Origin of the sequence: Streptomyces sp. NPDC051320 (genome assembly GCF_040682175.1) — a bacterium.
Taxonomy (GTDB): Bacteria; Actinomycetota; Actinomycetes; order Streptomycetales; family Streptomycetaceae; genus Streptomyces.
The window spans coordinates 124,743-151,717 of the sequence record NZ_JBFBAL010000010.1 but is presented as its reverse complement, the minus strand read 5'-3'; the positions used below and the strand labels follow the sequence as shown (position 1 = coordinate 151,717).

The following is a 26,975-nucleotide window of genomic DNA, read 5'->3' as shown; positions in this document are numbered from 1 at the left end:
CGCCATGGCGGCTGGGCAGGCGGGGAAGACCACGTATCTGGAGCTGTCCCAGGACGACGGCGGGGCACACAAATTCTACGAAATGACCGTCGACGGCACGACGGTCACCGTCCGGTACGGACGCATCGGCGCCGACGGCCAGCGGCAGGTTTCGTCGTTCCCGACGCCGGAGAAGGCGAAAGCCGCAGCCGCGAAGAAGGTCGGCGAGAAGGTGCGGAAGGGATACGCACCGGCGGTACGGGGACAGCGCGCGGCCCGGGCCGTGACGCGACGGCAGGTCACGTCGGCGCCTTCGACCGCACGAGCGACCGCGCCGGTGCTCTGGCGTTTTCGTACCGGTGCGTCGGCGTTCGGCATCCACATCGATGCGGACCACTGCTGGGTGGGCAATCAGCGCGGCGATGTCTACACGCTGGGCCACGACGGCGAGGTGCTGGCCCGGTTCTCGTTGCCGGACGGCGTCAAGTGCCTGGTGGCCGACGACTTCTGGATCTACGCCGGATGTGACGACGGCAAGGTGTACGACCTTTCGTCCAAAGTCCCGTACGCCGCATACGAGATCGCCGAGGACGTGGACATCTTCTGGCTGGACATCCATGAGGGCGTGCTGAATGTCTCGGACCGCAGCGGGGGTCTCACCGTCATCGACCACGAAGACGAATTCCAGTGGTCGCGCCGGTCCCACGGCAACAACGCCTGGATGGTGCGCGCCGACGAAAGCGCGGTCTATCACGGACACACCGACGGCGTGACCGCCTACGCCGCGGACGGTAGCGGGGAGCTGTGGCACACCAGAACGTTCGGCAATGTTCTGTTCGGCTGGCAGGAGGAGACCGCCGTGTACGCGGGCACCGGCCGGCAGATCGTCGAGCGGCTCGCCAAGGCGACCGGCCGCAGCGAGGCCAGGTACCAGTGCGACGCAGCGGTGTACTCCTGCGCGACCTCGGCCGACGGGGAGTACGTCTTCGCCGGTGACCTGGCCTCGTCCGTCTACTGCTTCGCTGCGGACGGCACCCGGCTGTGGAAGCTCGGGACGGGCGGTGGCGCCGCGCTCTCCATGCAGTACCGCGACGAGCGGCTGTACATCGTCACCACCGACGGCGCGCTGTCCTGCATCGATGCGAGCGGGGCGGCGATCACCGCGGCGCAGGGCGGAAACGTGCCGGTCGCGATGGACGTCAAGCAAGCCGCCGCGCTACCCACCTACACCCCCACAGCGACCGTGGCCACCGTCAGTTCGCTGCCCGCCCCGGGGGCCGGGATCGTGGTGGAGTGCGTCCAGGCCGGCGGACGACTCCGGGTGCAGGTGATCTCGGACGGCTATGAGCCTTCCTGGCACGTCCAGTTCCCCCGGGCGATACGGCAGCCCGGGGCGCGCTATGTGGTGGACGCTCTGCACTCCTCATCCGGTGGCTTCTACCGGGTGCGCGGCGAGATAAAGCGCCTGGTGTAGCCGCCGGGCGCCGGCCCGATCGTGACTGTGACCGGTACCCGACGTTTGGCGCGGGGCCCGGCGTGCCAGGAATGGGGGCATGTCCGATACCACGCTGCTGCTGTCCGACGAGGTACGGGAAGCTCTCGACCGGCGCCGTCCCGTCGTCGCTCTGGAGTCGACGATCATCGCCCACGGACTGCCACGCCCGCGCAACCTGCACGTCGCCGAGGAACTGGAGGCGCTGGTACGTGATGCGGACGCTGTCCCGGCAACCATCGCCGTGCTCGATGGAAGGGCCCGTATCGGCCTGGACAAAGCCGAGTTGGAACGGGTCGCGCGTGACGACCGGTTCCGCAAGCTGGGACATCGCGATCTGGCCCCGGCTTTTGCGGCAGGGGCGAGCGGGGCAACGACCGTCTCCGCCACGGCGCTGCTGGCCTCCAGGGCCGGGATCAGGGTCTTCGCCACGGGCGGGCTCGGCGGCGTACACCGGGGCTGGACGGAGACGCAGGACGAGTCGGCGGACCTGCGGCTGCTGGCCCGGGTCCGGATCGCGGTGGTGTGCGCAGGGGTGAAGTCGATCCTGGACGTGCCGGCGACGCTCCAGCGGCTGGAGACGCTCGGCGTCGGGATCGTGGGCTACCGGACGGAGGTCTTCCCCGGGTTCTACCTCAGCAGTTCGGGAGAGCCGGTCGACTGGACGGTGCAGACCCCCGAAGACGTGGTAGGCGCCATCCGGGCGCAGGATGCGCTCGGTGGCCCCGATGCCGCACTGATCGTGGCGAACCCGGTGCCCGAGTCGGAGCAACTGAACCCTGCCCTGCACGACCTCGTTCTGGAGGAGGCCCTCGAGGAGAGCCGGGCACGCGGGATCACCGGGCAGGCGGTGACCCCGTTCCTGCTCGAGTATCTGATGCGACGGACGGAAGGAGCGTCCCTGGAGGCCAACTTGGCGGCGGTGCGAGGCAATGTGCGGCTGGCGGCGCGGATCGCGGCGGCGATGTGACCGGGCCGGGTGCGCTGCTGGTCATCGGTGATGTGGTCACCGACATCGTGGCCCGGCACCGGGCTCCGCTCACGCCCGGTACGGACACGGAGGCCGAGATCCGAAGTCTGCCGGGTGGGGCCGGTGCCAATGTCGCCTGCTGGGCCGTGCACGCGGGGCTGCGGGACGTGCGGCTCCTGGCGCGGGTCGGAGCAGAGTCGGTGGCCTGGCACGGGAGCCAGCTGCGCGGTGCCGGAGTGCGCACCCGGCTGGTCGTCGACGACCGGTCACCAACGGCGACGGTCGTCGCCCTTGTCGACTCCGCGGCCGAACGGACTTTCCTCACCGACAGCGGCGCAGCCCTGCGGTTGTCGGCCGACGACTGGTCGCCCGATCTCCTCGACGGGGTCGGACACCTCCACATTTCCGGATACCTGCTCTTCGCCGAAGCGAGCCGTGGGGCCGTCCTGCCGGCCATCCGGGAAGCGCACACGCGGGGCATCCCGGTGAGCGTGGATCCGGCATCGAGCGGATTCATCACCGCAGTCGGCGTGGACCGGTTCCTGGCACTGACGGAAGGCGTGGATGTGCTGCTGCCCAACGCGGCGGAGGCCAGTGTGCTCACCGACCTGCCGGAGCCGGCTGACGCGGCGGCGAAACTGAGCCGCCACGCGGCGTTGGTCGCCGTCACCCTGGGCGCTCGGGGCGCGTTGCTCGCGGCATCCGGCGCGGTGACCGCGCGTATCCCACCGGTCGATGCACGTGCGGTCGACTCGACGGGCGCGGGCGACGCCTTCACCGGGGGATTTCTCGCTGCCCGGCTGACGGGGGCCAACGACACGACGGCCGCGGTCACGGGCTGCCGGATGGGAGCACAGGCGGTTGCCTCACTCGGGGGCCGCCCGCCACCGTCCTGATATCCACCTCACCCTGGTAGCGCTGCGGGCCGCTTGTCCTGCGGGTGGGGTCCGGCGTCCGACGGAACCTAACCGGGTCCGCTCCAGGCCAGATGGTCAGGATGGTCCGCCCGCACCACCACGTCCGCGCTCGCCACCGGATCGGCCTCGTCCTCGTACCGCCGGAAAGCGGGCAGCACCCACTGCTCGGTCTTCTCGGTACGGCGTTGCAGGGCGCCCGGCGACAGGTGGAGATGCACGCTCAGATCGAAGGGAAACCAGTTCCCCAGCAGCAGGGGCCCGTGGACGATCAGAACCGTGCCTTCCGGCAGCTGCCGGTACGGGCTGCGGGTGGCGCGATCCGTCACCGGATCCCAGAGATCGGGCAGCACCCGCCCGCTGGCTCCCGCCTCCAGCGGCCCGAAGACCTCACGCCACAGCGCACCGGTGTCGAACCAGCTGTCGTAGTAGGAGTCCGGGTCCTGCTTGCCGTACTCGTACCGGAGCGACGCCGGGCGCAGAAAGCCCTGGGTGCTCACCACATGCACGGACCGACCGCGCGTCCGGAGCGCCTCCGCGACGGACTCTGCCAGCCGGCCGGTGGGCGCGGCGGGGGCGCCGTCCACCGCGACCTTCGGCCACGGGCCGCCGTCCGCTGCCTTCAGGGCCTCCGCATGCCGTGCGAGGGCGTCGGTCAGCCGCTCCCAGGAGATCGCTTCGAGTCGCACCTTTCCATCATCACCGAAGGCGTGGCGCCCACACATGTTCGAGTGCTTCCACGGCGATGCTTCTTCGAGCCGGCGCCGACGGTGCTGACATCGTTGGGCTTGATGCCCTTTTCAACTGCGAATGATCTGATTGTGTTTCGCCCGAGCCGGTTCGTACGGTTCGAACGAAGACCCGTCCAGCCACTGGGCGCTCTGCCGGACGAATCACTCCCGCGAAGGCCCGCATGGAAGCGCCGTGCACCGTTCCCGAGGGCCGCCCGGCACGACAGCGCAAGTCCGGAGACTCCGCACGACCCGGCGTAGCCGATACCTCTTCGAAAAGCCTTGCGTGAATGGAGCGCAACGGCAAGCACGACCGGCCGCAGTCAGCCGGGCCGTTCAAGCACGGTGCGCCGAAGGCTCCCTGCGGGCCGTGCCAGCATCTACGTGGCGAACTCGGAGTGAGGGCAGTGTTCCAGAGATGGGCCAGGGATGAGTGATGAACCCATGCAGGGTTGCTGGTCCGGCAAGACCGACCGCGTGTTGCGACTCGCCGGGTGGTACCCCGGCCGCTCAGTGTCCACGAAGGAATGGGAAAGCGTCTTGCGCGAGCAGGGACGCTTCGAGATCCATGCGACGGCAAGGCGATTTCTCACTGAGTTCGGTGGGCTGTCGGTGCCCTTCGGAGGGCCGGGCAGGACGATGGCTCGGATGGAGTTCCGGCTCGATCCGACCCTGGCAGCGTGGGACGACGAAATCTACGAGGTGCTCAGCGAGGAGGCAGGAGCGTACCTCTATCCCATCGGTGCTGCCGATCGTGGCAACAGCTACCTGGGCATCGCCCCGAATGGCGCGATCTAAACCGGCAGGGAAAGCGTGACTTTGCTGGCCGAGACCGCCGACAAGGCACTCGAGAAGCTCGTCGAGGGGATTCGGTAGCTGGGACGGCGGCCCCTGGCGCTTGCGCCGTTCCGGTTCGAGCCCCGTACAGCGGAGGCGGACAGTGAGAGACCTTGGACAGGCTCAGCGAAGGTGCCGGGGTCCGGTTAACCCACTACTTCCTGAATCCGGGCGTCCAGGAGCGGTTTCCGCACAGCGATAGGTGTATCCGGCCACGGCTTTTGCAATACGCCGTCATCGCATCAAAGGACGCTGTCGGCACTCCGCTGTACGGCGTGCGCGTGCTGGCGTCGCGGTGGCGGACGCCCACTGCCCGGCTAACGTCGCAGCGCCTCCACCGGGTCGGCGTGCGGGGTGCCCCTGGGCCACCAGTCGTCCCTGCCGGGGTCGGACTCGTAGGTATACCACCGGCCGTCCTGGCCGAAGCGCAGCTGGACCGCGCCGCCGGGGACCGTCAGATGGTTGCGCCAGGGCTGGAAACGTGGACGTCCAGCGGCGGCGAGCGCCGGGCGAGCGCGGTCGAAGGGGCCGGCCGGTGGGTCCCACGGCGTTTCCAGTACGGCCAGGCCTTGAATGCCGCCCTGCCGCCAGGCGGCGACCGCCCGGGCCAGCTCGGTGGGCGTGCGGCCGGTGGCGGCCGCGAGATCGCGATACACCTTCCGAGTCGTGGCGGTCAGCCCCGCAGTGGGGTGGGCGGCGGCCAGCCTGACCGCGTCCTGCCAGGGGGTGAGGCCGCTGACGGGGTCGATGCCGGTGGTGAGCAGCGTGTGCGCTCGGGCGGCGGCCTCGGTGGCGAGCTGCTCCAGGGAGAGCGCGGCCGGAGCGCCGGGCGCTTCGGGATAGGCCGGTGGCTGCCCGGGGTGCGGTCCGACCTGCAGTGGTGCAGGGAGCGGCGGCAGGGGGCGGGGGGTGAGCGCTTCCCTGGCGGGGATGCCTCGGGCGGGCGCCACCGTGGGCTGCTCACGGGCGGACTGGGCCGCGTTGCGCTTGGCGAGTTCGTCGAGGAGTTCCCGCTCGCTTCTGCCGCGGATCAGCAGCAGTACGAACGGGTCGGCGTCGAGCAGCTTCGCCGTTTCGTAGCAGAGGGCGGCGGCGTGCTTGCAGGGGTAGCCGCTGTCGGGGCAGGAGCAGGACGGGGTGAGGTCGCCGGGGGCCGGAAGCAGAGCGACGCCCGCATCGGCCGCCGCGTCGACCAGCGAGTGCGGCATGTCCTTGTCGAGCAGGGCGGCGATGTGGCCGGGCTGGGCGGCCGCCGCGTCCAGGAATTGGTCCCAGTCGCTGTCGGAGAGGGTCCGCAGACGCAACTCCGACCGGTAGGGGCGCGGCCTGCTGCCGTGCACGTACGACAGGATGCGGCCCGGGGCCACGTTCACCGCGGCGACGTGGCCGGCGTCGGCGTACTTCCGGCCCCGGTCGAGGCGTCCCGCATCCAGCGAGAGGGCTTCCAGGGCGGCCACCCAGGCGTTTCCCCACCAGCTGCTCATGACGGCCTCCGCAGCGACACCAGGTCGGCGAGGGCCGCGTCGTCCAGTTCGGTGAGCGCGCTCTCGCCCGAGCCGAGCACCGCGTCGGCCAGCGCTCGCTTGGCCGCGAGCATTTCGGCGATCCGGTCCTCGACCGTACCTTCCGCGATCAGCCGGTGGACCTGCACAGGCTGGGTCTGGCCGATGCGGTAGGCACGGTCGGTGGCCTGTTCCTCCACGGCCGGGTTCCACCAGCGGTCGTAGTGGATGACGTGACCGGCCCGCGTCAGGTTCAGGCCGGTGCCGGCGGCCTTCAGGGAGAGCAGGAAGACCGGGGACCGGCCGGACTGAAACCCGTCCACCATCTCCTCGCGCCGGGCCACCGGTGTGCCGCCGTGCAGCAACTGGGACCCGATACCGCGCGCCGTGAGGTGCTCCGAGAGCAGACGCGCCATCGCGACGTACTGGGTGAAGACCAGTACGGAGCCGCCCTCCGAGAGAATCGTGTCGAGGAGTTCATCGAGCAGGGCCAGCTTGCCGGAGCGTCCCGCGAGACGGCTGGGCCCCTCCTTCAGATACTGCGCGGGATGGTTGCAGATCTGTTTGAGCGCGGTGAGCAGTTTCATGATCTGGGCGCGCCGGCCGATGCCTTCGTCGTCCTCGATCACCGCCATGGATTCGCGGACCACGGCCTGGTAAAGGGAGGCTTGTTCACGGGTGAGGGAGACCGGATGGTCGGTTTCCGTCTTCGGTGGCAGTTCCGGCGCGATACCGGGGTCGGACTTCTTCCTGCGGAGCAGGAACGGCCGGACCAGCTGGGCCAGCCGTTCCACCGCGCCGTCCTCCTCGCCGTTCTCGACGATCCTGGCGTGGCGGGCCCGGAATGTCTTCAGGGGGCCGAGCAGTCCCGGTGTCGTCCAGTCGAGCAGTGCCCAGAGCTCGGACAGGTTGTTCTCGACCGGGGTGCCGGTGAGTGCGACGCGGGCCGGCGCGGGGATGGTGCGCAGGGCCTTCGCCGTCGCCGCGTTGGGGTTCTTGATGTGCTGGGCCTCGTCGGCCACGACCATGCCCCAGCGCTGAGTGGCCAGTTCGGCCGCGCTGGTGCGCATCGTTCCGTAGGTGGTGAGGACGAAACCGCCGTCCCTGCACGGGAGGGCGCGGTCCGTGCCGTGGAAGCGGCGGACCGGCACCCCCGGTGCGAAGCGGGTGATCTCCCGCTGCCAGTTGCCGAGCAGCGAGGCGGGGCACACCACGAGGGTTGGTTCGCTGCGGGCCCGGTGCAGATGGAGGGCGATCAGGGTGATCGTCTTGCCCAGTCCCATGTCATCGGCAAGGCAGCCGCCGAGCCCCAGCGAGGTCATGAGATCGAGCCAGCCGAGACCGCGCAGCTGGTAGTCCCGCAGAGTGGCGTCCAGCCCCGGCGGCTGGGGCGGTGCGGCGGCCTCGGTGGTCAGTCGGGTGTGCAGCGCGGCGAGCGCGCCCACCGGTACGGCTTCGACCGTCTCGCCGTCCACCTCGGCGCTGCCGGTGAGCGCGACGGACAGCGCGTCCACCGGCTCCAGCAGCCCCAGCTCCCGCTTGCGCGCCTTGCGTACGAGGTCGGGGTCGACCACCACCCACTGGTCGCGCAGCCGCACGATCGGGCGGTGCGCTTCGGCCAGGGCGTCCATCTCGGCGTCGGTCAGCCGGTCGTCGCCGAGAGCGAGTTGCCAGCTGAAGGAGAAGAGTTCGTCCGCGTCGAAGAAGGGGGTGCCGTCGGTGGCCGATCCCGGCGCGGGCCGCACCACGGCGGTGGCGGTCAGGGACCGGACCATGTCGCGCGGCCAGTGCACGGCCACCCCGGCTGCGTCGAGCCGGGGAGCCGCCGGCCCGAGCAGCTCGTACAGCTCCTCCTCGGAGAGAGGCAGCACGTCGGGCACCGGCTGCTCGAGCAGGCCGGCCAGGGGCGGCCAGATCCGCGCCGCGCGCCGCAGTGCGAGCACCGCGTCGATCCGCGCCCGGGGGCCGAAGTGCTCGTCGCCCTCGCCGGCCCAGAGCCGGCCGGCGTCGATGACCAGCGTCGGGTCGGCGAGACTGTGCACCTGAACGACGGCAGCGCCGGCCCGCCGCTCCGCTGACCCGGGGTCCTCGGAGTGGTCGAAGAGGTCGTATCCGGAGAAGTCGAGGCGCAGGGAGACCTGCACGCCGGCGTCCGATCCCGCTGCCACCTCCATGCTCCACTCGCGCAGCCCCGGCAGATGCTGCGCCCCGGGGGCCGCATAGGGGGCGCCCACCGCATGTGCCGCGGCCGGGGTGCGGGGCAGGCTGTCGGCGACCGCATCAAGGAACGCGCGCAGCAGTGCCTCGGGCTGGGGCAGCTCGATCGGGGTGCGGCCGGGCAGCGGCGTGGCATGCGCCTCGGGCGGCATGGCTGCGGCGACGGCCCGCAGGTGCGCGATGTCCTCGGCGTCCAGCGGACCGGCCCGCCAGGCGTCATGGTCATCTGCGGTCAGGCCGGGGAGCAGCCGCCCTCGCGCGACCAGCTGCAGGGCGTGCAGCGCGGCCGCGCCCCAGCAACGGGCGGCGGGGTGCGCCACCGGGGACTGCCGGGCAGCGATCAGCAGCGGCAGCGCTTCCGCCACGGGCATCAGTACGGCAGGGACGGTGCGGCGGCGGGCCGCGACGCCCTGTTGCCGTACGACCATGAGCTCGTCAGGCCCCGTTTCCTCGCCCGCCGGATCCCAGAAGGCGAACCGGCCGTCCCGGGGCAGCGCGGCAGGCAGAAACACGGCGGCTCTGCGGCCGAGAACAGCAGCCGTCGCCGCACCGGCCCCGCTGTCCTGCGCTGCCCCCGACACCCCGCTCACCTGCTCTCCGCGCCCCGGCCCCGCCCTGGTTCTGATCTGTCTGCGAGTCTAGGCGGGGGGTCTGACAACGGGCATCGAGCGGGGAAAGCACCGCAGGCCGGGCCCGATGATCAGCTACTGGCAGTGCGCGTCACGCTGTCCCGGGGCCGCCCCGTCCGCTCAGCGCACCCCGCTCCACAGGGCGCGCTCCGCCGACCGCGGGTCCGGCTCGACGGCCGTCTGCTCGCCGAAGACCATGGTGGTACGGCTCGGCGTCGCAGCGCCCCGGGTTGCCGTGCCCACCCCGTCGTACGCCGCCCAGCCGGGGTTCCCCGTCGTCGCGAAAGCCACCCACGCGCCGTGCATGGCATCCGCGAGCGGCTGCGGCGGATGGTCCCCCAGCATCGGGGCATACGAGGGGTCTGCCAGGTTGTCGAAGACGAAGCCCAGCTCGGAAGCATGGCAGGCGCCGAGCCTTCCGCCGTACTGCGGAGAGCGCCAGGCGAATTCGTACACATGTGAACCGGGGACCGCCTCGGCGAGACGGAGCGCGGGAATCCGGTAGAACCAGTCAGTCACCACCGCGTCGAACAGTTCGCCGGGCGTCGCCCCGGGCCGGGTGGCCCGATACACCGCGAGCGCGCGGTCCGGGTCCAGGCCGTAACCTGCCACGACCAGCCGCAGCCGCTCTTCGGTGATGGTGTCCATCCGCTCGGTGGGGACCATGAACAGCCGGTTCTCCTCCCGGTTACTGCCCACCAGCAGGTCGACACCGCAGTCCGGACCGGGCAGCGTGAGCTCCGGGAGCACCGGTTCGAACGGCATCATGTTGAGCGCCGCTTCCCCCCACAGGGCGGGATCCGGTCGGCTGCCGACCTCGGCGCGCAGCCTTCCCTGCGCGAGCAGCAGCTCCGCGAGGGGTACGGCGGCGAAGGCTTCCGCGGTCGCTGCGATCCCCAGGTTCCCGGCGAGCCGCGCCGTGATCAGCGCGGCCGAAGCCGGCCGCAGGAAGTGATGCGCCGCCCCGCTCTGCAAAGCCGCCCGGCGGAACAGCCCGCGAGCCTCCTTCATCCCCAGCAGCGCTCCGATGCTCATCGCTCCGGCCGACTCCCCGAACACCGTCACCCGGTCCGGGTCACCGCCGAAGGACGCGATGTTCTCCCGCACCCACTGCAGGGCCGCGATCTGGTCGAGCAGCCCACGGTTGTCCGGCACGCCGTCGATGTGCAGAAAACCGTCCACCCCCAAGCGGTAGTTGACCGTCACACAGACCACCCCGTCACGGGCGAAGGCACCGCCGTGGTAGGCCGACGCCGAACCGGAGCCGTTCGAGAAAGCCCCCCCGTGCAGCCACACCAGCACCGGCAGGCCGCCGTTGGGTCCCGGCTGCGGTGTCCAGACGTTCAGGTTCAGGCAGTTCTCGCCGTCCTGGTCGAGATCCTCGGGGATCAGGGCGTCGAACGGCGGGGCGTACGGAGCCTTCGGCGCGGTAGCGCCGTACGCATGCGCCTCCCGTACGCCGTCCCACGACGCGGGCGGCTCCGGAGCGCGGAACCGGCGCGGGCCGAACGGAGCTGCCGCGAACGGGATGCCGAGAAAGGACGCCACCCCGTGGTCGCCCATCCGCCCGCGGACCGCCCCCTGGCGCGTCATGCACACCGGCTCCGTGCGGTTGCGGCTCTCTGTGTTCGATTCTCTGTTCAATTCGCATCCCATCGGGTCGTCGCAGCCGCCGTTTCGGCTACCCCCCTCGTACCGTGCGGCGGACCTCCCCGTAAAGATCCCGGGACTTGTCGCTCCACGGAAGGGCAACAACCGATGGGCAGCAGCAGATGGTCAGCGGCAGATGATTCCGCCGCACGGCGTCCCCCGTGCGGCGGAACAACGGATGCCGTGCGGCGGCGCACCCGGCAGAGTTGCCACCACCAGTGACTCTCCGCAGAGACGGGACCGCCCATGTCCGTTCACCGGCGTCTCGGCATCATCGCCGGGGCACTGCTCCTGTCCCTCGGTGTCGCCGGATGCTCCGGCCTCGGCCGCACGGCCGTCGGTCCGATCACGTACATCACCCCCACCGACCAGACGGTCACCGTCCACAGCCCGAAAGTCACCGGGTGTCACCCACTGCTGCGCGGGGGCGCCAAGAGCGTCCAGAATCAGACGCTGATCGACATGGTGCTGTACCCGGGCCGCGCCTGTACCGGTAAGCCCACGTCGTACAACGCCACGACGCTGAGCGTCCGGGTGACGCCTCCGCTGGGGGTGTGGCGCAGCTATTCGCTGGTCCACTGACACGCCGTCACGGCTGTCCGGCGCGAACTCGGCGGACGGGCAGCGCCCGGACCCAGGTCTCGTCCTCCGTCAGGTAGGTGTCGACAGCGAGCCCCGCTGCCAGCAGGTGGTTCTCGAACTCCGGACGGGTCAGTGGGCGCGACAGGAACGTCTGTGTCCAAGTTGCATCCGGGTAGGTGTACTCGCAGAGCATGGAGTCGACCCCGTCGCCGACGGGCGTCGCCGACACGATCCGCACGGTCCCGGCGCCGTTGTCCCGTGTCCTGGGCACATCGCTGTGCCAGTCCAGGCCCTCACGCTGGATCAGCACACAGCCGGCGTCCCCGACATGCCGGCGGCAGACACGCAGCATGCCACGGCGGACCTGCGGATCACCGGCGTGCACCAGGAACGACGCCAGCAGCACCACGTCGAAGGTCTCGCCGAGATCGAGGGTTTCGATGGGGCTGCACACGGTGCGGGCGCCCTGGACGTGCTCCAGCATCTCGGGCGACTCGTCGACCGCCGTCACGGCGAGGCCGCGGTCGAGCAGCGGCCGGGTCACCCGCCCCGCTCCGCTGCCCAGTTCGAGGACGGACGCGCCGGCGGGCACCGCCGCCTCGATCACATCCGGTTCATGGCCGACCGGCAGCCGCTTGTACAGCTCGACGGAACAACCGTCGGGTGTCCTGGCTCCGGGCCCGGTCCCCGCGTACCCCTCACGCATCCGAACGCTCATGCAAGGCAGAACGAACGCGCCCGGGCCGCCGTTCCCGTCAGTCCTGCGTGTCGTGTTCGTCGCCCGGGGCATCGGCGTCGCCTTGTTGGCCGGCGTCGAAGCGGGCCGCTTCGAGGTACTCCGGCTTGGGGTCGAGCGCCGCAGCGAGCCGGAAGTGACGCCTGGCCTGATCCGGGCGGCCGGCCCGCTGAAAAGTGCGGGCCAGCGCGAAGTGGGCGAAGGCGTTGTCCGGTTCGCGTTCCAGCACCAGTTGGAACTCCAGCTCGGCGGGGCGCAGCTGAGCGGCCAGGAAGAAGGCACGGGCGCGCAGCAGACGGGCCGCGGTGTTCTCCGGGTGGACCGCGATGACCTCGTCGAGAAGCTTGATCGCGCCTCGCGGGTCACGTGCCGTCAGCAGTTGTTCCGCCGCGCGGTAGTCGATGACGTGGGTCTCGGGATTGCTGTGCGACATGGCCTGTCTTTCCTCTCGTTGCTGCTCACTCTTCCGTGGTGGCCGGTGGCCGCTCGTTCCTGGTGCCGGTCGCCCGGCGCACCGCACGCTCGGACAGTTGTGCCCAGACTTTGCGGACCTGCGGCTCGAGCGCTTCGAGCGGACCGTCGTTGTCGATCAGTACGTCGGCGATCTCACGGCGTTGTTCCCGCGTGGCCTGGGCGGCCATCCGGGCGCGCGCCTCGGATTCCCGCATGCCGCGGAGCCGCACCAGTCGCTCGAGCTGGGTCTCGGGCGCGGCGTCCACTACGACGACCAGGTCGTACAGCAGGGCGAGACCGTTCTCCGTCAGCAGCGGTACGTCATGGACGACGACCGCGTCCGCCGCTGCCCGGCTCTCCAACTCGGCCGAGCGGTCCCGGACGAGCGGGTGCACGATCGCGTTCAGCGCCGCCAGGCGGTCCGCGTCCGAAAACACGATCGAGCCGAGCTTGGGACGGTCCAGCGTTCCGTCCGCCGTGAGGACGGACTCGCCGAACACCTCAACAACCGCGGCCAGGCCGGGAGTTCCCGGCTCGACCACCTCTCGGGCGATACGGTCGGAGTCCACCAGCACTGCTCCGTACGAAGCGAGCAGACGGGACACTTCGCTCTTTCCGGCACCGATTCCGCCGGTCAACCCAACTTTCAGCATGACGAGAGCCTACGGGCCGTGCGGTCGCACTGGTCTTCCCCGGGCCGGGCGGCCTCCTTCGTCAGATCTCGCCCTCGCGCTCGGCGAGGAAGCGTTCGAACTCGCGGCCGATCTCGTCGGCCGACGGCAGTTCGACCGCCTCGGCGACCAGATTGGCCCGGGTTTCGGATCCGGCCAGTGCGTCGTACTGGTGCTCAAGTCCCTGGACGAGAGAGACCAGTTCCTCGTCACCCTCGCCGATCTGGCGCTCGATCTCGTCCTGCGTGCGCTGGGCTTCCGTACGCAGGGAGTGCGCCACGCCCGGCAGTACCAGCCCGGTCGCCGCTGTGACCGCTTCGAGGGCGGTCAGCGCGGCGTCCGGATACGACGAACGGGCGACGTAATGCGGAACATGCGCGGACACACCGAGCACATCGTGTCCCTTCTGGGCGAGCCGGTACTCGACCAGCGACTCGGCGCTGCCCGGCACCTGGGCCTCGTCGAAGGGCGAACGGCGCCCGGGCATCAGGTCCAGACGGTTGCCGTGCGGGGTGACGCCCACCGGACGGGTGTGCGGCACGCCCATCGGGATCCCGTGGAAGCTCACCGAGAGGCGTACACCGAGCCGCTCGACGATCTGCTCCACGGCTGCGGCAAAGCGCTCCCACTCGACATCCGGCTCGGGCCCCGACAGCAGCAGGAACGGCGCGCCGGTGGCGTCCTGTACCAGGCGCACGTCGAGCGTCGGCGTCTCGTAGTCCGTCCACTGGTCACGCTTGAAGGTGAGCAGCGGACGGCGGGCGCGGTAGTCCACCAGCCGGTCGTGGTCGAACCGCGCCACCACTTGATGAGGCAGGGCGTCCAGCAGGCCCTCGACGATCTGATCGCCGGTCTCGCCCGCGTCGATGTACCCGTCGAAGTGGTAGAGCATGACAAGTCCGGCCGATTCCTGGGCCAGCGCCACGTCGACGACTGCCAGGCCCTTCGGCTCCCATGCGTACAAATCCTGCGGATCAAGCACGATTACCGCTCCTCCTCGTGTTCATGGAGGAGAACGCACCGTGGGACGTGAGCATTCCCCGGGTGCTTGCGCGCGACACAGATAGCCCTCGGCGGCGGCGGTCCGGCACGAGCAAGGCCCGCCCCCGGGAAGGGAGCGGGCCTTGCTTTCAGCTGTTCACCAGCGGCTCTTCATCAGCCGCTGTTCTCACCGACAGGGCACCGGAGCGTCAGCTCTGGCCACCGGCCAGCTTCTCGCGCAGGGCGGCCAGCGCCTCGTCCGACGCCAGGGCGCCGGAGTTGTCGTCCGACTCCGAGGAGTACGAACCACCGCTGGAAGCACCCGCACCGGCGCCGGCGCCGGGAGCCGGGGCGGCAGCGCCCTCGGCAGCGGCGGCCTCGTCAGCCTCGCGGGACTTGATGACCTGGGCCTGGTGCTGCTCGAAGCGCTGCTGCGCCTCGGCGTACTGGCCCTCCCACGCCTCGCGCTGGGTCTCGAAGCCCTCGAGCCAGTCGTTGGTCTCGGGGTCGAAGCCCTCGGGGTAGATGTAGTTGCCCTGGTCGTCGTACGACGCGGCCATGCCGTACAGCGTCGGGTCGAACTCGACCGAGGCCGGGTCGGCACCGAAGGACTCGTTGGCCTGCTTCAGCGAGAGGCTGATGCGGCGGCGCTCGAGGTCGATGTCGATGACCTTGACGAAGATCTCGTCGTTGACCTGGACGACCTGCTCCGGGATCTCCACGTGGCGCTCGGCCAGCTCGGAGATGTGGACCAGACCCTCGATGCCCTCGTCGACGCGGACGAACGCACCGAACGGAACGAGCTTGGTGACCTTACCGGGAACGACCTGCCCGATCTGGTGCGTACGGGCGAACTGCTGCCACGGGTCTTCCTGCGTCGCCTTGAGCGACAGCGACACGCGCTCCCGGTCCATGTCGACGTCGAGGACCTCGACGGTGACTTCCTGGCCGACCTCGACGACCTCGGAGGGGTGGTCGATGTGCTTCCAGGAGAGCTCGGAGACGTGCACGAGACCGTCGACGCCGCCCAGGTCCACGAAGGCACCGAAGTTGACGATCGAGGAGACGACGCCGGAGCGGACCTGACCCTTCTGCAGGGTCGTGAGGAACGTCTGGCGGACCTCGGACTGGGTCTGCTCGAGCCAGGCACGGCGGGACAGGACCACGTTGTTGCGGTTCTTGTCCAGCTCGATGATCTTGGCCTCGAGCTCCTTGCCCACGTAGGGCTGGAGGTCGCGGACGCGACGCATCTCGACGAGGGAGGCCGGGAGGAAGCCACGGAGGCCGATGTCGAGGATGAGACCACCCTTGACGACCTCGATGACGGTACCGGTGACGATGCCGTCTTCTTCCTTGATCTTCTCGATGGTGCCCCAGGCACGCTCGTACTGAGCGCGCTTCTTCGAGAGGATCAGGCGGCCTTCCTTGTCCTCCTTCTGGAGAACCAGGGCCTCGATCTCGTCGCCGACCTTGACGACCTCGTTCGGGTCGACGTCGTGCTTGATCGACAGCTCGCGGCTCGGGATGACGCCTTCGGTCTTGTAACCGATGTCGAGGAGAACCTCGTCCCGGTCAACCTTGACGATGACGCCGTCAACGATGTCGCCGTCGTTGAAGTACTTGATCGTCTCGTCGATCGCCGCGAGGAACGCGTCCGCGTCGCCGATGTCGTTGACCGCAACCTGCGGCGTGGTGGCGGTGGTCTCGGTGCTGCTCGTCATGTGGGAAAGGGCTCCGGTACGGACATTGAAGTCGTAGGTACTGCTACGCCGGGAGCCCGTATCGCCTCTGCAGACGCCGGACAGCCTAGGAAGCGCCGATCCGGTCCCGTGCTCGTTGCCGAACACGTCGGTGGCGCCTCGATAACCGAGGGGACATGCAACAGATGCAAGCGCAGCCTGCTAGGTCTGAGGAGCGCAGGCTCGCAGCGCAACTTGTAGCATACGGGGACGGCTGGACACGGTCAATGCGCGAAGGCGCACACCCGGGGCAGATCGCCCCAATCCCGGCACAATTTCAGTCGTACGAGGCCAGATCGGCCGCAGCGCCCTCATCAACATACGCCGCCGCACGCTCCCGACGATGCCGCCGCACGCTCCCGACGATACAGACAGGCACGATGACCACAGAGTACGAACCCGAAGCGACACGTCGTGCCGCCGGGGACACCGAGAGCAGCCGGGCCAACCGTGGCTGGTGGGACCGCAACGCCGACGAGTACCAGAACGAGCACGGCTCGTTCCTCGGTGACGACCGCTTCGTCTGGGGCCCCGAGGGGCTCGACGAAGTGGAGGCGGAGCTGCTCGGCCCGGCCGAGGACCTGGCCGGGCTCGACGTGCTGGAGATCGGCGCGGGCGCCGCGCAGTGCTCCCGCTGGCTGGCCGCCCAGGGCGCCCGCCCGGTGGCCCTGGACGTCTCGCACCGCCAGCTCCAGCACGCCGTGCGCATCAGCGAGAACGGTGCCGCCAGGGTGCCGCTGGTGGCGGCCGACGCGTCGGTCCTGCCTTTTCGGGACGGTTCCTTCGACCTGGCCTGTTCCGCCTACGGCGCGGTGCCCTTCGTGGCCGACCCGGTGCAGGTCTTCCGCGAGGTCAGGCGGGTCCTGCGGCCCGGCGGGCGCTGGGTCTTCTCCGTCACCCACCCGATCCGCTGGGCCTTCCCCGACGAGCCCGGGCCCGAGGGCCTCACGGTCACCTCGTCCTACTTCGACCGCACCCCGTACGTCGAACAGGACGAGCGGGGCAACGCGGTGTACGTCGAGCACCACCGCACCCTCGGCGACCGGGTGCGCGACGTGGTGGCCGGCGGTTTCCGGCTGGTGGATCTGGTCGAACCGCAGTGGCCCGCCTGGAACACCTCCGAGTGGGGCGGCTGGTCCCCGCTGCGGGGCGAGCTGATCCCCGGGTCGGCGATCTTCATCTGCGTACGAGACTGAACGGGTGATCCGCACCGGCGCGCTCGACGCGCTGCCCGTCCGTACCGCCCTGCCCGCACTCGAGCAGGCGCTCGACGAGCACGGCACAGCCGTGCTGTGCGCCCCTCCGGGCACCGGGAAGACCACCCTGGTACCGCTGGTGCTCGCGGGTCTGGCCGGGGAAGCGGCCGGGCGCCGCCCGGTGCGCGGCGTGGTCGTCGCCGAACCGCGCAGGATCGCCGCCAGGGCCGCGGCCCGCAGGATGGCCTGGCTGATCGGCGAGAAACCCGGCGGCCGGGTGGGTTTCACGGTCCGCGGAGAGCGAGTGGCGGGTCCGGAAACCGTGGTGGAGGTGGTCACCACCGGGGTCCTGCTGCAGCGCCTCCAACGTGATCAGGAGCTGTCCGGCGTCGACGTGGTGATCCTCGACGAGTGCCATGAGCGGCACCTCGACGCGGACACCGTGGCAGCGTTCCTGCTGGATGTGCGGGCGGCGCTCCGGCCCGAGCTGCGGCTGCTCGCCGCGTCGGCGACGACCGACGCCCAGGGATGGTCGCGGCTGCTCGGCGACGCGCCGGTCGTCGAGGCGCACGGGGTCGCACACCCGGTGGAGACGGTGTGGGCGCCGCCGCCCCGGCCGGTGCGTCCACCGCACGGGACGAGAGTGGATCCGGCGCTGCTCACCCATGTCGCGTCGGTCGTCCGGCGGGCGCTGGCCGAACGGACCGGTGACGTGCTGTGTTTCCTGCCCGGAGTCGGTGAGATCAGCAGGGTCGCCGGACAGCTGAGCGGTCTGGACGCGGAGGTCCTCCAGGTGCACGGCCGGGCGCCTGCCGCGGTGCAGGACGCGGTGCTCGCCGGGTCGGAGGGACGGCGCGTGGTGCTTGCGACCTCGGTCGCCGAGTCCTCGCTGACCGTGCCCGGTGTGCGGGTGGTCGTCGATGCGGGCCTGGCCCGCGAGCCGCGCACCGACCATGCCCGCGGGCTGAGCGCGCTCACCACCGTGCGCGCCTCACAGGCCGCTTCCCGGCAGCGCGCCGGGCGGGCCGGGCGGGAGGCGCCCGGCGCCGTGTACCGCTGCTGAACGGAGGCGGAGCATCATCGGCTCACCCCCTTTCCGGCCCCGGAGATCAAGGTCGCCGATCTGGCGGCCTTCGCTCTGCAGGCCGCCTGCTGGGGAGACCCGTCGGCCGCCGGTCTCGGCCTGCTGGACTCGCCACCGGCAGGGGCGATGGGCGCTGCGCGTGCGGTACTGGCCGCGATCGGTGCGGTGGGCGCGGACGGCCGGGCCACCGGCCGCGGGGTTCGGATGGCCCGGCTCGGTGTCCATCCGCGGGTGGCACGGGCGCTCCTCGACGGCGCGCCCGAACTCGGCGTGCGCCGCGCGGCGGAGGTGGTCGCCCTGCTCAGCGAGGAACCGCCCCGCGAGTACGGCGACGACCTGGCGGCCGCCTGGCGAGCCGCCCGCTCCGGAAGCGACGCCTATGCGGCCCGCTGGCGCCAGGAGACCCGGCGGCTCGCCTCGGGCATCGAACGCCGCACCGCGAGAGGCGGGGGTGGCGGCGAGCGGCAGAGCGACGACGCCGCAGCCGGTCTGGTCGCCGCCCTCGCGTTCCCCGAACGGGTCGCCCGCGCCCGGGGCGACGGCGCGTTCCTGATGGCTTCGGGGACCGGTGCCGAGGCGGCGGCCGGCTCACGGCTGCGCGGCTCCGACTGGCTGGCGGTGGCGGTCGCGGACCGGCCAGCCACGGCCGCGTCCGCCCGGGTGCGCCTGGCGGCGGTCATCGACGAGGACACGGCGCGATGCGCCGCCGGGCATCTGGTCGGCTCGGCCGAAGAGGTCCGCTGGGAGGACGGCGATGTGCTGGCACGGCGGGTGGAGCGGCTGGGTGCCGTCGAACTCGCCGTGCGGCAGCTGAAGAACCCGGCGCCCGCTGCCGTCCGCATGGCGATCCTCGACGGGCTGCGGCGCGAAGGGCTCGGACTGCTGCGCTGGTCGCCGCACGCCCGGGAACTGCGGCAGCGGCTGGGCTTCCTGCACCGCGAAGTGGGCGGCGGCTGGCCGGACGTCTCGGACGCGGCGCTGCTCGCCGGAGCCGACGGGTGGCTGGAACCCGAACTGTCACGGGCACGGCGCAGGGCGGACCTGGCGCGCATCGAGGCAGGGCAGGCGCTGAACCGGCTGCTGCCCTGGGCGACCGGTGAGGCCTCGCGCCTGGACGAGCTGGCGCCCGAACGGTTCGAGGTGCCCAGCGGGTCACGGGTCAGGCTGGACTACAGCGGTCCGCAGCCGGTGCTCGCGGTGAAGCTGCAGGAGCTCTTCGGCCTGGCCGAGACCCCGTCCGTCGCGGGCGTGCCGGTGTTGGTGCATCTGTTGTCCCCGGCCGGACGCCCGGCTGCCGTCACCGCCGATCTGGCGTCCTTCTGGCAGGACGGTTACCGGTCGGTGCGGGCCGAACTGCGCGGCCGATACCCCCGCCACCCGTGGCCCGAGGACCCTTCGACGGCTCAGCCGACGCGGTACACGAAGGCGCGCCAGAACCGCGGGCGGTAGCGGGCCGCACCGGACCGCGGTCGGGGAGGGGCTCGGGTCCGGCCGCCGGCCCGCGCCGAACCCCTCCCGTTACGGCCGTTACGGCGTGGAGCAGGGCTGCGGGCTGCTGCCGCTCGGCGAGGGAGTGGGCGACGGCGAATCGCTCGCGCTTCCCGACGGGGTGGGCCTGGGGGTGGCCGAGTCCGCCGGTGACGGGCTCACACTGTCGGAGGGCGACGGGGTGGGGCTGGGACTGCCCGAGGGCGACGGTGACGGGCAGCCGGAGCCGCTCGGCGAGGGTGACGGGGAGCCGGACGGCGTGGGCGACGGGCTGACACTGCCCGACGGGGTGGGCTTGGGCTTGCCGCTCTTGGCCGGGCTCGGACTGGAGATCGTGCCCGAACCCGTTTTGGTCGGCTTCGGCGACGGCGTCCCGTTCGGCTCGGGGTGCGCGCTCGGCGAGGCCGTCGGGGCCGCCGAACTGCCGCCGGACCGCTTGCCGTTGCTGTCGCCGTACCCCTGGCCCCCGGGTCCGGTGCCGACCGGCAGCACGCCGGTGCCGTCCGGGACTCCGTGGCTGCCCTTCTTGTAGAAATCGAACCAGGACAGCACCGTGTTCAGATATGCCTGCGAGTGGTTGTAGCCCAGAATCGACTGGTCGAGATCGTGTTTGACCGCGAGGTTCCGGCCGTAGGCGCACAGGTAACGGCCGGTGGCGAGCGCGGCGTCGAAGACGTTGTTCGGGTCCTTGCGTCCGTCGCCGTTCCCGTCCTGGCCCCAGACCGCCCAGGTCGCGGGAATGAACTGCATCGGGCCGACCGCCCGGTCATGCACCGCGTCACCGTCGTACTGACCGTGGTCGGTGTCGGAGATGTTGGCGAAGCCGACCCCGTTGAGCACCGGGCCGAGAATCGGCGACAGAGTGGTGCCCGCGGAATCCACCCGGCCACCGCGCGCCTGACCCGACTCCACCTTGCCGATCGCCGCGAGCAGTTGCCACGGGAGGTGGCAGCCCGGGTCGCTGCCCGCGACCGCCTGCTGCGCCTGCCGGTAAGCGGCGAGCACCGAGGCGGGAATGCCCGCCTCGGCCGCCCCGGCGGGCGTGGTGACCGAGGTCGCCGGCTTGTCGGGAGTGGTCAGCGGCGGGAGGTCCGTGAAGTACGGCGAGCCGCCACTGACCGGGGTACCCGGTGGTGGCGTCGCATCCGCTGCCTGCTCCTTGCCCGGGGACTGGCTGACCACGGCGCCCGGCGCCTGCGAGGCGGTCATCGCCGCCACCGCGAGCGCGGCCATCGTGGTCGCTGCCGCACCCTTGCGCAGCCGGCTCCCGAAATGCGGTGCCATACGTGTGGTCCCTCCCCGTCGACTGCTCTTCGCGCTCCCCAGCGCAGGACTCCGGTGACCCTACGACAACTCCCCGCGCCACAACACCGGTCACTGGCCCCTTTTCACCGTTTCTTCAGCTCCGGACGGCCCCGGGCGCACGCGTCAGTGCGCCGCCGACTCCCAGTCCGCGCCCACCCCCACCGACACATCCAGCGGAGCGCGCAGCCGCACCGCGGCGGCCATCTCTCTGCGGAGGATCTCCTCGACCGCGACCCGTTCGCCGGGAGCGATCTCCAGCACGATTTCGTCGTGCACCTGAAGCAGCATCCGCGAGGTGAGCCCCGCCTCGGCCAGCGCCCGGTCGACGTTCAGCATGGCGACCTTCACGATGTCCGCGGCGGTGCCCTGGATCGGGGCGTTCAGCGCCATCCGCTCGGCCATCTCACGGCGCTGGCGATTGTCGCTGTTGAGATCGGGCAGATAACGGCGCCGGCCGAGCATGGTCTGCGTGTAACCGGTCGCCCTGGCCTCCTCGACGACCCGCTGCAGATAGTCCCGCACCCCGCCGAACCGCTCGAAGAAGGTGTTCATCAGCGCGCGCGCCTCGCCCGCCTCGACGTTCAGCTGCTGGGACAGGCCGAACGCCGAAAGCCCGTAGGCAAGTCCGTACGACATGGCCTTGATCTTGCGGCGCATCTCCGGGTCGACGGCGGACTTCTCCACACCGAACACCTGCGAGGCGACCGTGGTGTGCAGATCCTCGCCCGAGGTGAACGCCTCGATCAGGCCCTCGTCCTCCGACAGGTGCGCCATCACCCGCAGTTCGATCTGGCTGTAATCGGCGGTCATCAGCGACTCATAACCCTCACCGACGACAAAGCCCCGGCGGATCGCCCGGCCCTCGTCCGTACGCACCGGGATGTTCTGCAGGTTGGGGTCGGTGGACGAGAGCCGCCCGGTGGCGGCCACCGTCTGGTTGTACGTGGTGTGGATACGGCCGTCCGCGGCCACCATCTTGACCAGACCCTCGACGGTCACCCGCAGCTTCGCCTGCTCACGGTGGCGCAACATGATCACCGGCAGGTCGTGCTCGGTCTGCGCCGCCAGCCAGGCAAGCGCATCCGCGTCCGTCGTGTAGCCGGTCTTCGTCTTCTTCGTCTTCGGCAACCCCAGCTCGCCGAAGAACACCTCCTGGAGCTGCTTGGGCGAGCCGAGGTTGAACTCGTGCCCGACAGCCCCGTGCGCCTCCTTCACCGCCTGCTGGACGGCGCCCGCGAACTGCTGCTCCAGAGCCTCCAGATGGGCGCGGTCAGCTGCGATGCCATGGCGCTCCATACGGGCCAGCAGCGCAGACGTGGGCAACTCCACATCGTGCAACAGCCCCGCCGCGCCGACCTCCTCGAGCCGCGCACCGAACGCCTCACCCAGGTCGAGGACCGCGCGGGCCTGCGTCATCAGGGCGTCCGCCTCGGCCCGCTCGTCCGTGCCGAAAGCGAGCTGCCCGTCCGCAGGAGCGGCCGGCGCCAGCTCACGCCCCAGATACTCCACCGTCAGCGCGTCGAGCGCGAAGGAACGCCGGCCCGGCTTCACCAGATAGGCGGCCAGCGCGGTGTCCATGGTGACACCGTCGACGCTCCAGCCATGCTCCGGGAAGACCCGCATGGCGTTCTTCGCGTTGTGCATCACCTTGGCGCTCGCCGGATCCGCCATCCACCCGGCGAAAGCACGCTCGTCCGCCTCATCGAGCTGCGTGGTGTCGAACCAGGCGGCCGCACCACCCGCCGCGGCCAGTGCGATCTCGGTGACGCTGCCGACGCCCAGCGCCCACGTCCCGACCATGGCCACACCCAGCGGCTGCCCGCCGTGCTCCGCCAGCCAGGGCGCCAGCTCGCCCGAAGCCAGCACCGAACCATCGATCTCCACCCCGGCCGCCACCGGCGCGCTCTGCTCCTCGCCTGCACCCGGATCGACGGCCAGCAGACGCTCCCGCAGACTCGGATTGCGGATCTCCAGCACGTCCAGCACGCCCGCCAGCGCCTCCCGGTCGTACGCGGCGCGCTCCAGCTCCGCGGGCCCCTTCGGCAACTCCACGTCACGCACCATCTCGGTGAGCGTGCGGTTGAGCTTCACCGACTCCAGATGATCGCGGAAATTCTGCCCGGCCTTCCCCTTCACCTCGTCGGCACGCGCCACAAGATCGGCGAACGAGCCGAACTGGTTGATCCACTTCGCGGCCGTCTTCTCACCGACCCCCGGGATACCGGGCAGATTGTCCGACGGGTCGCCCCGGAGGGCGGCGAAATCCGGATACTGCTGCGGAGTCAGCCCGTATTTCTCCTCGACCTTCTCCGGCGTGAAACGGGTCAGCTCCGAGACACCCTTGGTCGGATACAGCACCGTGACACGGTCCGTGATCAACTGGAAGGAATCACGGTCACCGGTGACGATCAGCACCTCGAAGCCGGCCGCCTCGGCCTGCGTGGCCAGCGTGGCGATCACATCGTCCGCCTCGAACCCGTCGATCGCGAACCGGTCGACCCGCATGGCGTCCAGCAACTCGCCGATCAGCTCGACCTGTCCCTTGAACTCGTCCGGGGTCTTCGCACGGTTCGCCTTGTACTCCGGGAACTCCTGCGACCGCCACGTCTTGCGGGACACGTCGAAAGCCACCGCGAAATGCGTCGGCGCCTCATCGCGCAGCGTGTTCGCCAGCATCGACGCGAAGCCATAGATGGCATTCGTCGTCTGACCGCTCGCGGTCGTGAAATTCTCCGCGGGCAGGGCGAAAAACGCCCGGTACGCCAGAGAATGCCCGTCCATGAGGAGCAGGCGGGGGCGGGTGTCTGCGGTCTGCTTCGATGCTGTCTTGGCCACGGAACCGATCCTGCCACGGGGCACCGACAATCCAGACCTCCAGGCACCTCCGCACAGCGGCGACCGGGGCACATGACAGGATCGGGCACGCACACAGAACCGCCCGCTCGAAGGGGAGCGCCCATGGCTGCCAAGCCGCCCGCAGGTGACCCGGTCCAGGACGCGCCGCAGGTCGCAGCCCCACAGCACGCCGCCGCAGGCCTCCCCGCCATCGGCCACACCCTGAAGATCGCCCAGCAGCAGATGGGCGTGGTCCGCACCGCGCAGACCCTCCTCAAGGTCAACCAGAAGGACGGCTTCGACTGCCCGGGCTGCGCCTGGCCCGAAGGCGACAAACGGCACACCGCGGAATTCTGCGAGAACGGCGCCAAAGCCGTCGCCGAGGAAGCCACCCTCCGCCGCGTCACCCCCGACTTCTTCGCCGCGCACTCCCTCGCCGACCTCGCGTCACGCAGCGGCTACTGGCTGGGACAGCAGGGCCGGATCACCCACCCGATGCTGCTCACCGAGGACAGCGACCACTACCGGGCGATCACCTGGGAAGAGGCCTTCGACGTCATCGCCCAAGAACTCCGGGCCCTCGACTCCCCCGACGAAGCGATCTTCTACACCTCCGGCCGCACCAGCAACGAAGCAGCCTTCCTGCTCCAGCTCTTCGCCCGGTCCTTCGGCACCAACAACCTGCCCGACTGCTCCAACATGTGCCACGAGTCGTCCGGCTCCGCGCTGGCCGAGACCATCGGCATCGGCAAGGGCAGCGTCTCCCTCGACGACATGCACCAGGCGGACCTGATCATCGTCGCCGGACAGAACCCGGGCACCAACCACCCGCGCATGCTCTCCGCACTCGAAAAAGCCAAAGCGGCCGGCGCGAAGATCATCGCGGTCAACCCGCTGCCCGAGGCGGGCCTGGAACGCTTCAAAAACCCGCAGACCCCGCAGGGCATGGTCAGGGGCGCCGCACTCAACGACCTCTTCCTGCAGATACGGATCGGCGGCGACCAAGCCCTCTTCCGGCTGCTGAACAAACTGATCATCGAAACCGAGGGCGCGACCGACCAGCAGTTCATCGGCGAACACACCCACGGCTACGAGGAGTTCGCCGCCGCCGCCCGCACCGCCGACTGGGACGAAACACTCACCGCCACCGGCCTCAGCCGCCAGGACATCGAGCAGGCACTCACGATGATCCTCGCCTCGAAACGCACCATCGTCTGCTGGGCCATGGGCCTGACCCAGCACAAACACTCCGTCCCCACCATCAGGGAAGTCGTCAACTTCCTGCTGCTGCGCGGCAACATCGGCCGCCCCGGCGCCGGCGTCTGCCCCGTCCGCGGACACTCCAACGTCCAGGGCGACCGCACCATGGGCATCTTCGAACGCCCCGTCCCCGCCTTCCTCGACGCCCTCGACGAAGAATTCGCGATCACCTCACCCCGCCACTACGGCTTCGACGTCGTACGGTCCATCGAGGCACTCCGCGACGGCAGGGCCAAAGTCTTCTTCGCCATGGGCGGCAACTTCGTCGGCGCCACCCCCGACACCGACGTCACCGAAGCCGCGATGCGCCGCGCCTCCCTCACCGTGCACGTATCGACCAAACTCAACCGCTCGCACGCCGTCACCGGCCGCCGCGCACTGATCCTGCCCACCCTCGGGCGCACCGACAAGGACATCCAGGCAGCCGGCAAACAGTTCGTGACCGTCGAGGACTCGATGGGACTGGTCCACGCCTCCCGCGGCAACCTCACCCCCGCAAGCCCCCACCTGCTCTCCGAACCGGCCATCGTCGCCCGGCTCGCCCACGCCGTCCTCGGCAGCGCATCCCCCGTCAACTGGGCGGAGTTCGAAAAGGACTACGCCACCATCCGCGACCGGATCGCCCGCGTCGTCCCCGGCTTCAAGGACTTCAACGCCCGCGTCGCCACCCCCGGCGGGTTCGCACTCCCGCACGCCCCCCGCGACGAACGCCGATTCCCCACCGCCACCGGCAAAGCCAACTTCACCGCCGCCCCGGTGGAACACCCCCACCTGCCCGCAGGGCGGCTGCTGCTCCAGACCATGCGCTCGCACGACCAGTACAACACCACGATCTACGGCCTCGACGACCGCTACCGCGGCATCAAGGGCGGCCGCCGCGTCGTCCTCGTCAACCCCGACGACGCCCACGACCTCGGCCTCGCCGACGGCTCGTACACCGACATCGTCAGCGAATGGAAAGACGGCACGCAGCGGCGCGCCACCGGCTTCCGGGTGGTGCACTACCCGACCGCCCGCGGCTGCGCCGCCGCCTACTACCCGGAAACCAACGTCCTGGTGCCGCTGGACGCGACAGCGGACATCAGCAACACCCCCGTGAGCAAGTCCCTGGTCGTCCGTCTGGAACAATCTCCCACCGTCTAAGCGTTCGCTCAGCCATCCGGCAAGCGGCCGCACCGCACACACGGCAGCACCGCAGCAAACGCCATCCACGACGATCGGAGCCGGCCCCATGGGCGAGCAGACCACCGTGAAGTTCCCGCAAGAGGTCATCGACGAATACGCCACCCTCGGCGTCGACCTGCCCGCACTCTTCTCCGCCGGCCACCTGGGCGCGCGCATGGACGTGCGGATCACCGAAGCAGCCGCCGACCGCGTTGTCGGCACCATGCCCGTCGAAGGCAACACCCAGCCGTACGGACTGCTGCACGGCGGCGCATCCGCCGTACTCGCCGAAACCCTCGGCTCCGTCGGCGCCATGCTGCACGGCGGCCCCAGCAAGCTCGCCGTCGGCGTCGACCTCAACTGCACCCACCACCGCGGCGCCCGCAGCGGCCTCGTCACCGGGGTGGCCACCCCCGTGCACCGCGGCCGCACCACCGCGACCTACGAAATCGTCATCACCGACGACCAGGACAAGCGCGTCTGCACCGCCCGGCTGACCTGCGTGCTGCGCGACGCGAGCCTCCCATCGGCGTGACCTTCCGCGTAACCCGTCGGCGTAA

At 70.5% G+C, this 26,975-nt stretch carries 18 protein-coding genes and 2 pseudogenes; 9 read left to right on the top strand and 11 right to left on the bottom strand.

Annotated elements, in window-relative coordinates:
- The first annotated feature begins 4 nt into the window (after positions 1 to 4).
- From AB0M87_RS22665 to AB0M87_RS22655, 3 genes are all read left to right on the top strand, one after another.
- Positions 5 to 1,453 carry a WGR domain-containing protein gene (locus AB0M87_RS22665; protein WP_365855663.1) on the top strand — a complete coding sequence of 483 codons (1,449 nt, stop codon included), beginning with the start codon at positions 5 to 7 and terminating at the stop codon, positions 1,451 to 1,453.
- 79 nt (positions 1,454 to 1,532) lie between these two features.
- Entirely contained in the window at positions 1,533 to 2,441 is a 909-nt protein-coding gene (locus tag AB0M87_RS22660) for a pseudouridine-5'-phosphate glycosidase (RefSeq protein ID WP_365855661.1), read from the top strand.
- Entirely contained in the window at positions 2,438 to 3,337 is a 900-nt protein-coding gene (locus AB0M87_RS22655) for a sugar kinase (RefSeq protein WP_365855659.1), read from the top strand. Before AB0M87_RS22660 ends, AB0M87_RS22655 begins: the two co-directional genes overlap by 4 nt.
- A 68-nt stretch (positions 3,338 to 3,405) precedes the next feature.
- Here AB0M87_RS22655 and AB0M87_RS22650 read toward each other — a convergent pair whose 3' ends face one another.
- On the bottom strand, positions 3,406 to 4,044 hold the full coding sequence (locus AB0M87_RS22650; RefSeq protein WP_365855657.1) for a uridine kinase: 639 nt from the start codon (positions 4,042 to 4,044) through the stop codon (positions 3,406 to 3,408).
- Positions 4,045 to 4,515: 471 nt separating this feature from the next.
- Here AB0M87_RS22650 and AB0M87_RS22645 point away from each other — a divergent pair, with 471 nt between their 5' ends.
- Complete coding sequence (locus AB0M87_RS22645) at positions 4,516 to 4,884, top strand: SUKH-3 domain-containing protein (protein WP_365855655.1); 369 nt, start codon at positions 4,516 to 4,518, stop codon at positions 4,882 to 4,884.
- Between the two features lie 356 nt (positions 4,885 to 5,240).
- On the opposite strand, the gene AB0M87_RS22640 is transcribed toward AB0M87_RS22645, so the two are convergent.
- From AB0M87_RS22640 to AB0M87_RS22630, 3 genes are all read right to left on the bottom strand, one after another.
- Entirely contained in the window at positions 5,241 to 6,407 is a 1,167-nt protein-coding gene (locus AB0M87_RS22640; RefSeq protein ID WP_365855653.1) for an SWIM zinc finger family protein, read from the bottom strand.
- The gene (locus tag AB0M87_RS22635) at positions 6,404 to 9,223 is read right to left on the bottom strand and encodes a DEAD/DEAH box helicase (RefSeq protein ID WP_365855940.1); all 2,820 of its coding nucleotides are present in this window, start codon (positions 9,221 to 9,223) and stop codon (positions 6,404 to 6,406) included. The genes AB0M87_RS22640 and AB0M87_RS22635 overlap by 4 nt, the downstream gene beginning before the upstream one ends.
- Before the next feature lie 168 nt (positions 9,224 to 9,391).
- A complete protein-coding gene (locus AB0M87_RS22630) occupies positions 9,392 to 10,864 on the bottom strand; it encodes a carboxylesterase family protein (protein WP_365855651.1) in 1,473 nt (490 codons plus the stop codon).
- A 303-nt stretch (positions 10,865 to 11,167) separates the two neighbouring features.
- Between AB0M87_RS22630 and AB0M87_RS22625 the strand changes: the two genes are divergently transcribed.
- Complete coding sequence (locus tag AB0M87_RS22625; RefSeq protein WP_365855649.1) at positions 11,168 to 11,503, top strand: hypothetical protein; 336 nt, start codon at positions 11,168 to 11,170, stop codon at positions 11,501 to 11,503.
- A 7-nt stretch (positions 11,504 to 11,510) separates the two neighbouring features.
- Here the strand turns inward: AB0M87_RS22625 and AB0M87_RS22620 are convergent, their stop codons facing one another.
- The 5 genes from AB0M87_RS22620 to rpsA form a co-directional block, all read right to left on the bottom strand.
- Positions 11,511 to 12,209 carry a class I SAM-dependent methyltransferase gene (locus AB0M87_RS22620; protein WP_365855647.1) on the bottom strand — a complete coding sequence of 233 codons (699 nt, stop codon included), beginning with the start codon at positions 12,207 to 12,209 and terminating at the stop codon, positions 11,511 to 11,513.
- 49 nt (positions 12,210 to 12,258) lie between these two features.
- Positions 12,259 to 12,672 (bottom strand): tetratricopeptide repeat protein, encoded by a 414-nt coding sequence (locus tag AB0M87_RS22615; RefSeq protein ID WP_365855645.1) that lies wholly within the window; start codon positions 12,670 to 12,672, stop codon positions 12,259 to 12,261.
- 25 nt (positions 12,673 to 12,697) lie between these two features.
- Complete coding sequence (coaE, locus tag AB0M87_RS22610) at positions 12,698 to 13,345, bottom strand: dephospho-CoA kinase (RefSeq protein WP_365855643.1); 648 nt, start codon at positions 13,343 to 13,345, stop codon at positions 12,698 to 12,700.
- A gap of 61 nt (positions 13,346 to 13,406) precedes the next feature.
- On the bottom strand, positions 13,407 to 14,345 hold the full coding sequence (locus AB0M87_RS22605; RefSeq protein WP_365855641.1) for a PAC2 family protein: 939 nt from the start codon (positions 14,343 to 14,345) through the stop codon (positions 13,407 to 13,409).
- Between the two features lie 208 nt (positions 14,346 to 14,553).
- The gene (gene rpsA / locus AB0M87_RS22600) at positions 14,554 to 16,065 is read right to left on the bottom strand and encodes a 30S ribosomal protein S1 (protein WP_365855639.1); all 1,512 of its coding nucleotides are present in this window, start codon (positions 16,063 to 16,065) and stop codon (positions 14,554 to 14,556) included.
- Between the two features lie 398 nt (positions 16,066 to 16,463).
- Between rpsA and AB0M87_RS22595 the strand changes: the two genes are divergently transcribed.
- The gene (locus AB0M87_RS22595) at positions 16,464 to 17,279 is read left to right on the top strand and encodes a class I SAM-dependent methyltransferase (protein ID WP_365855637.1); all 816 of its coding nucleotides are present in this window, start codon (positions 16,464 to 16,466) and stop codon (positions 17,277 to 17,279) included.
- Between the two features lie 4 nt (positions 17,280 to 17,283).
- Positions 17,284 to 19,812 (top strand): annotated as a pseudogene (hrpB, locus tag AB0M87_RS22590) (ATP-dependent helicase HrpB).
- Between the two features lie 276 nt (positions 19,813 to 20,088).
- Here hrpB and AB0M87_RS22585 read toward each other — a convergent pair.
- Both AB0M87_RS22585 and polA read right to left on the bottom strand, forming a co-directional pair.
- Positions 20,089 to 21,135: pseudogene (locus tag AB0M87_RS22585) on the bottom strand (lytic transglycosylase domain-containing protein); the annotation flags it as partial.
- A gap of 144 nt (positions 21,136 to 21,279) precedes the next feature.
- A complete protein-coding gene (polA, locus tag AB0M87_RS22580; protein ID WP_365855635.1) occupies positions 21,280 to 23,991 on the bottom strand; it encodes a DNA polymerase I in 2,712 nt (903 codons plus the stop codon).
- 123 nt (positions 23,992 to 24,114) lie between these two features.
- On the opposite strand from polA, the gene AB0M87_RS22575 reads away from it, so the two are divergent.
- Together AB0M87_RS22575 and AB0M87_RS22570 are read left to right on the top strand one after the other, a co-directional pair.
- On the top strand, positions 24,115 to 26,394 hold the full coding sequence (locus AB0M87_RS22575) for an FdhF/YdeP family oxidoreductase (protein ID WP_365855633.1): 2,280 nt from the start codon (positions 24,115 to 24,117) through the stop codon (positions 26,392 to 26,394).
- An 88-nt stretch (positions 26,395 to 26,482) separates the two neighbouring features.
- Positions 26,483 to 26,950 (top strand): hotdog fold thioesterase, encoded by a 468-nt coding sequence (locus tag AB0M87_RS22570; protein WP_365855631.1) that lies wholly within the window; start codon positions 26,483 to 26,485, stop codon positions 26,948 to 26,950.
- Positions 26,951 to 26,975 lie beyond the last annotated feature (25 nt).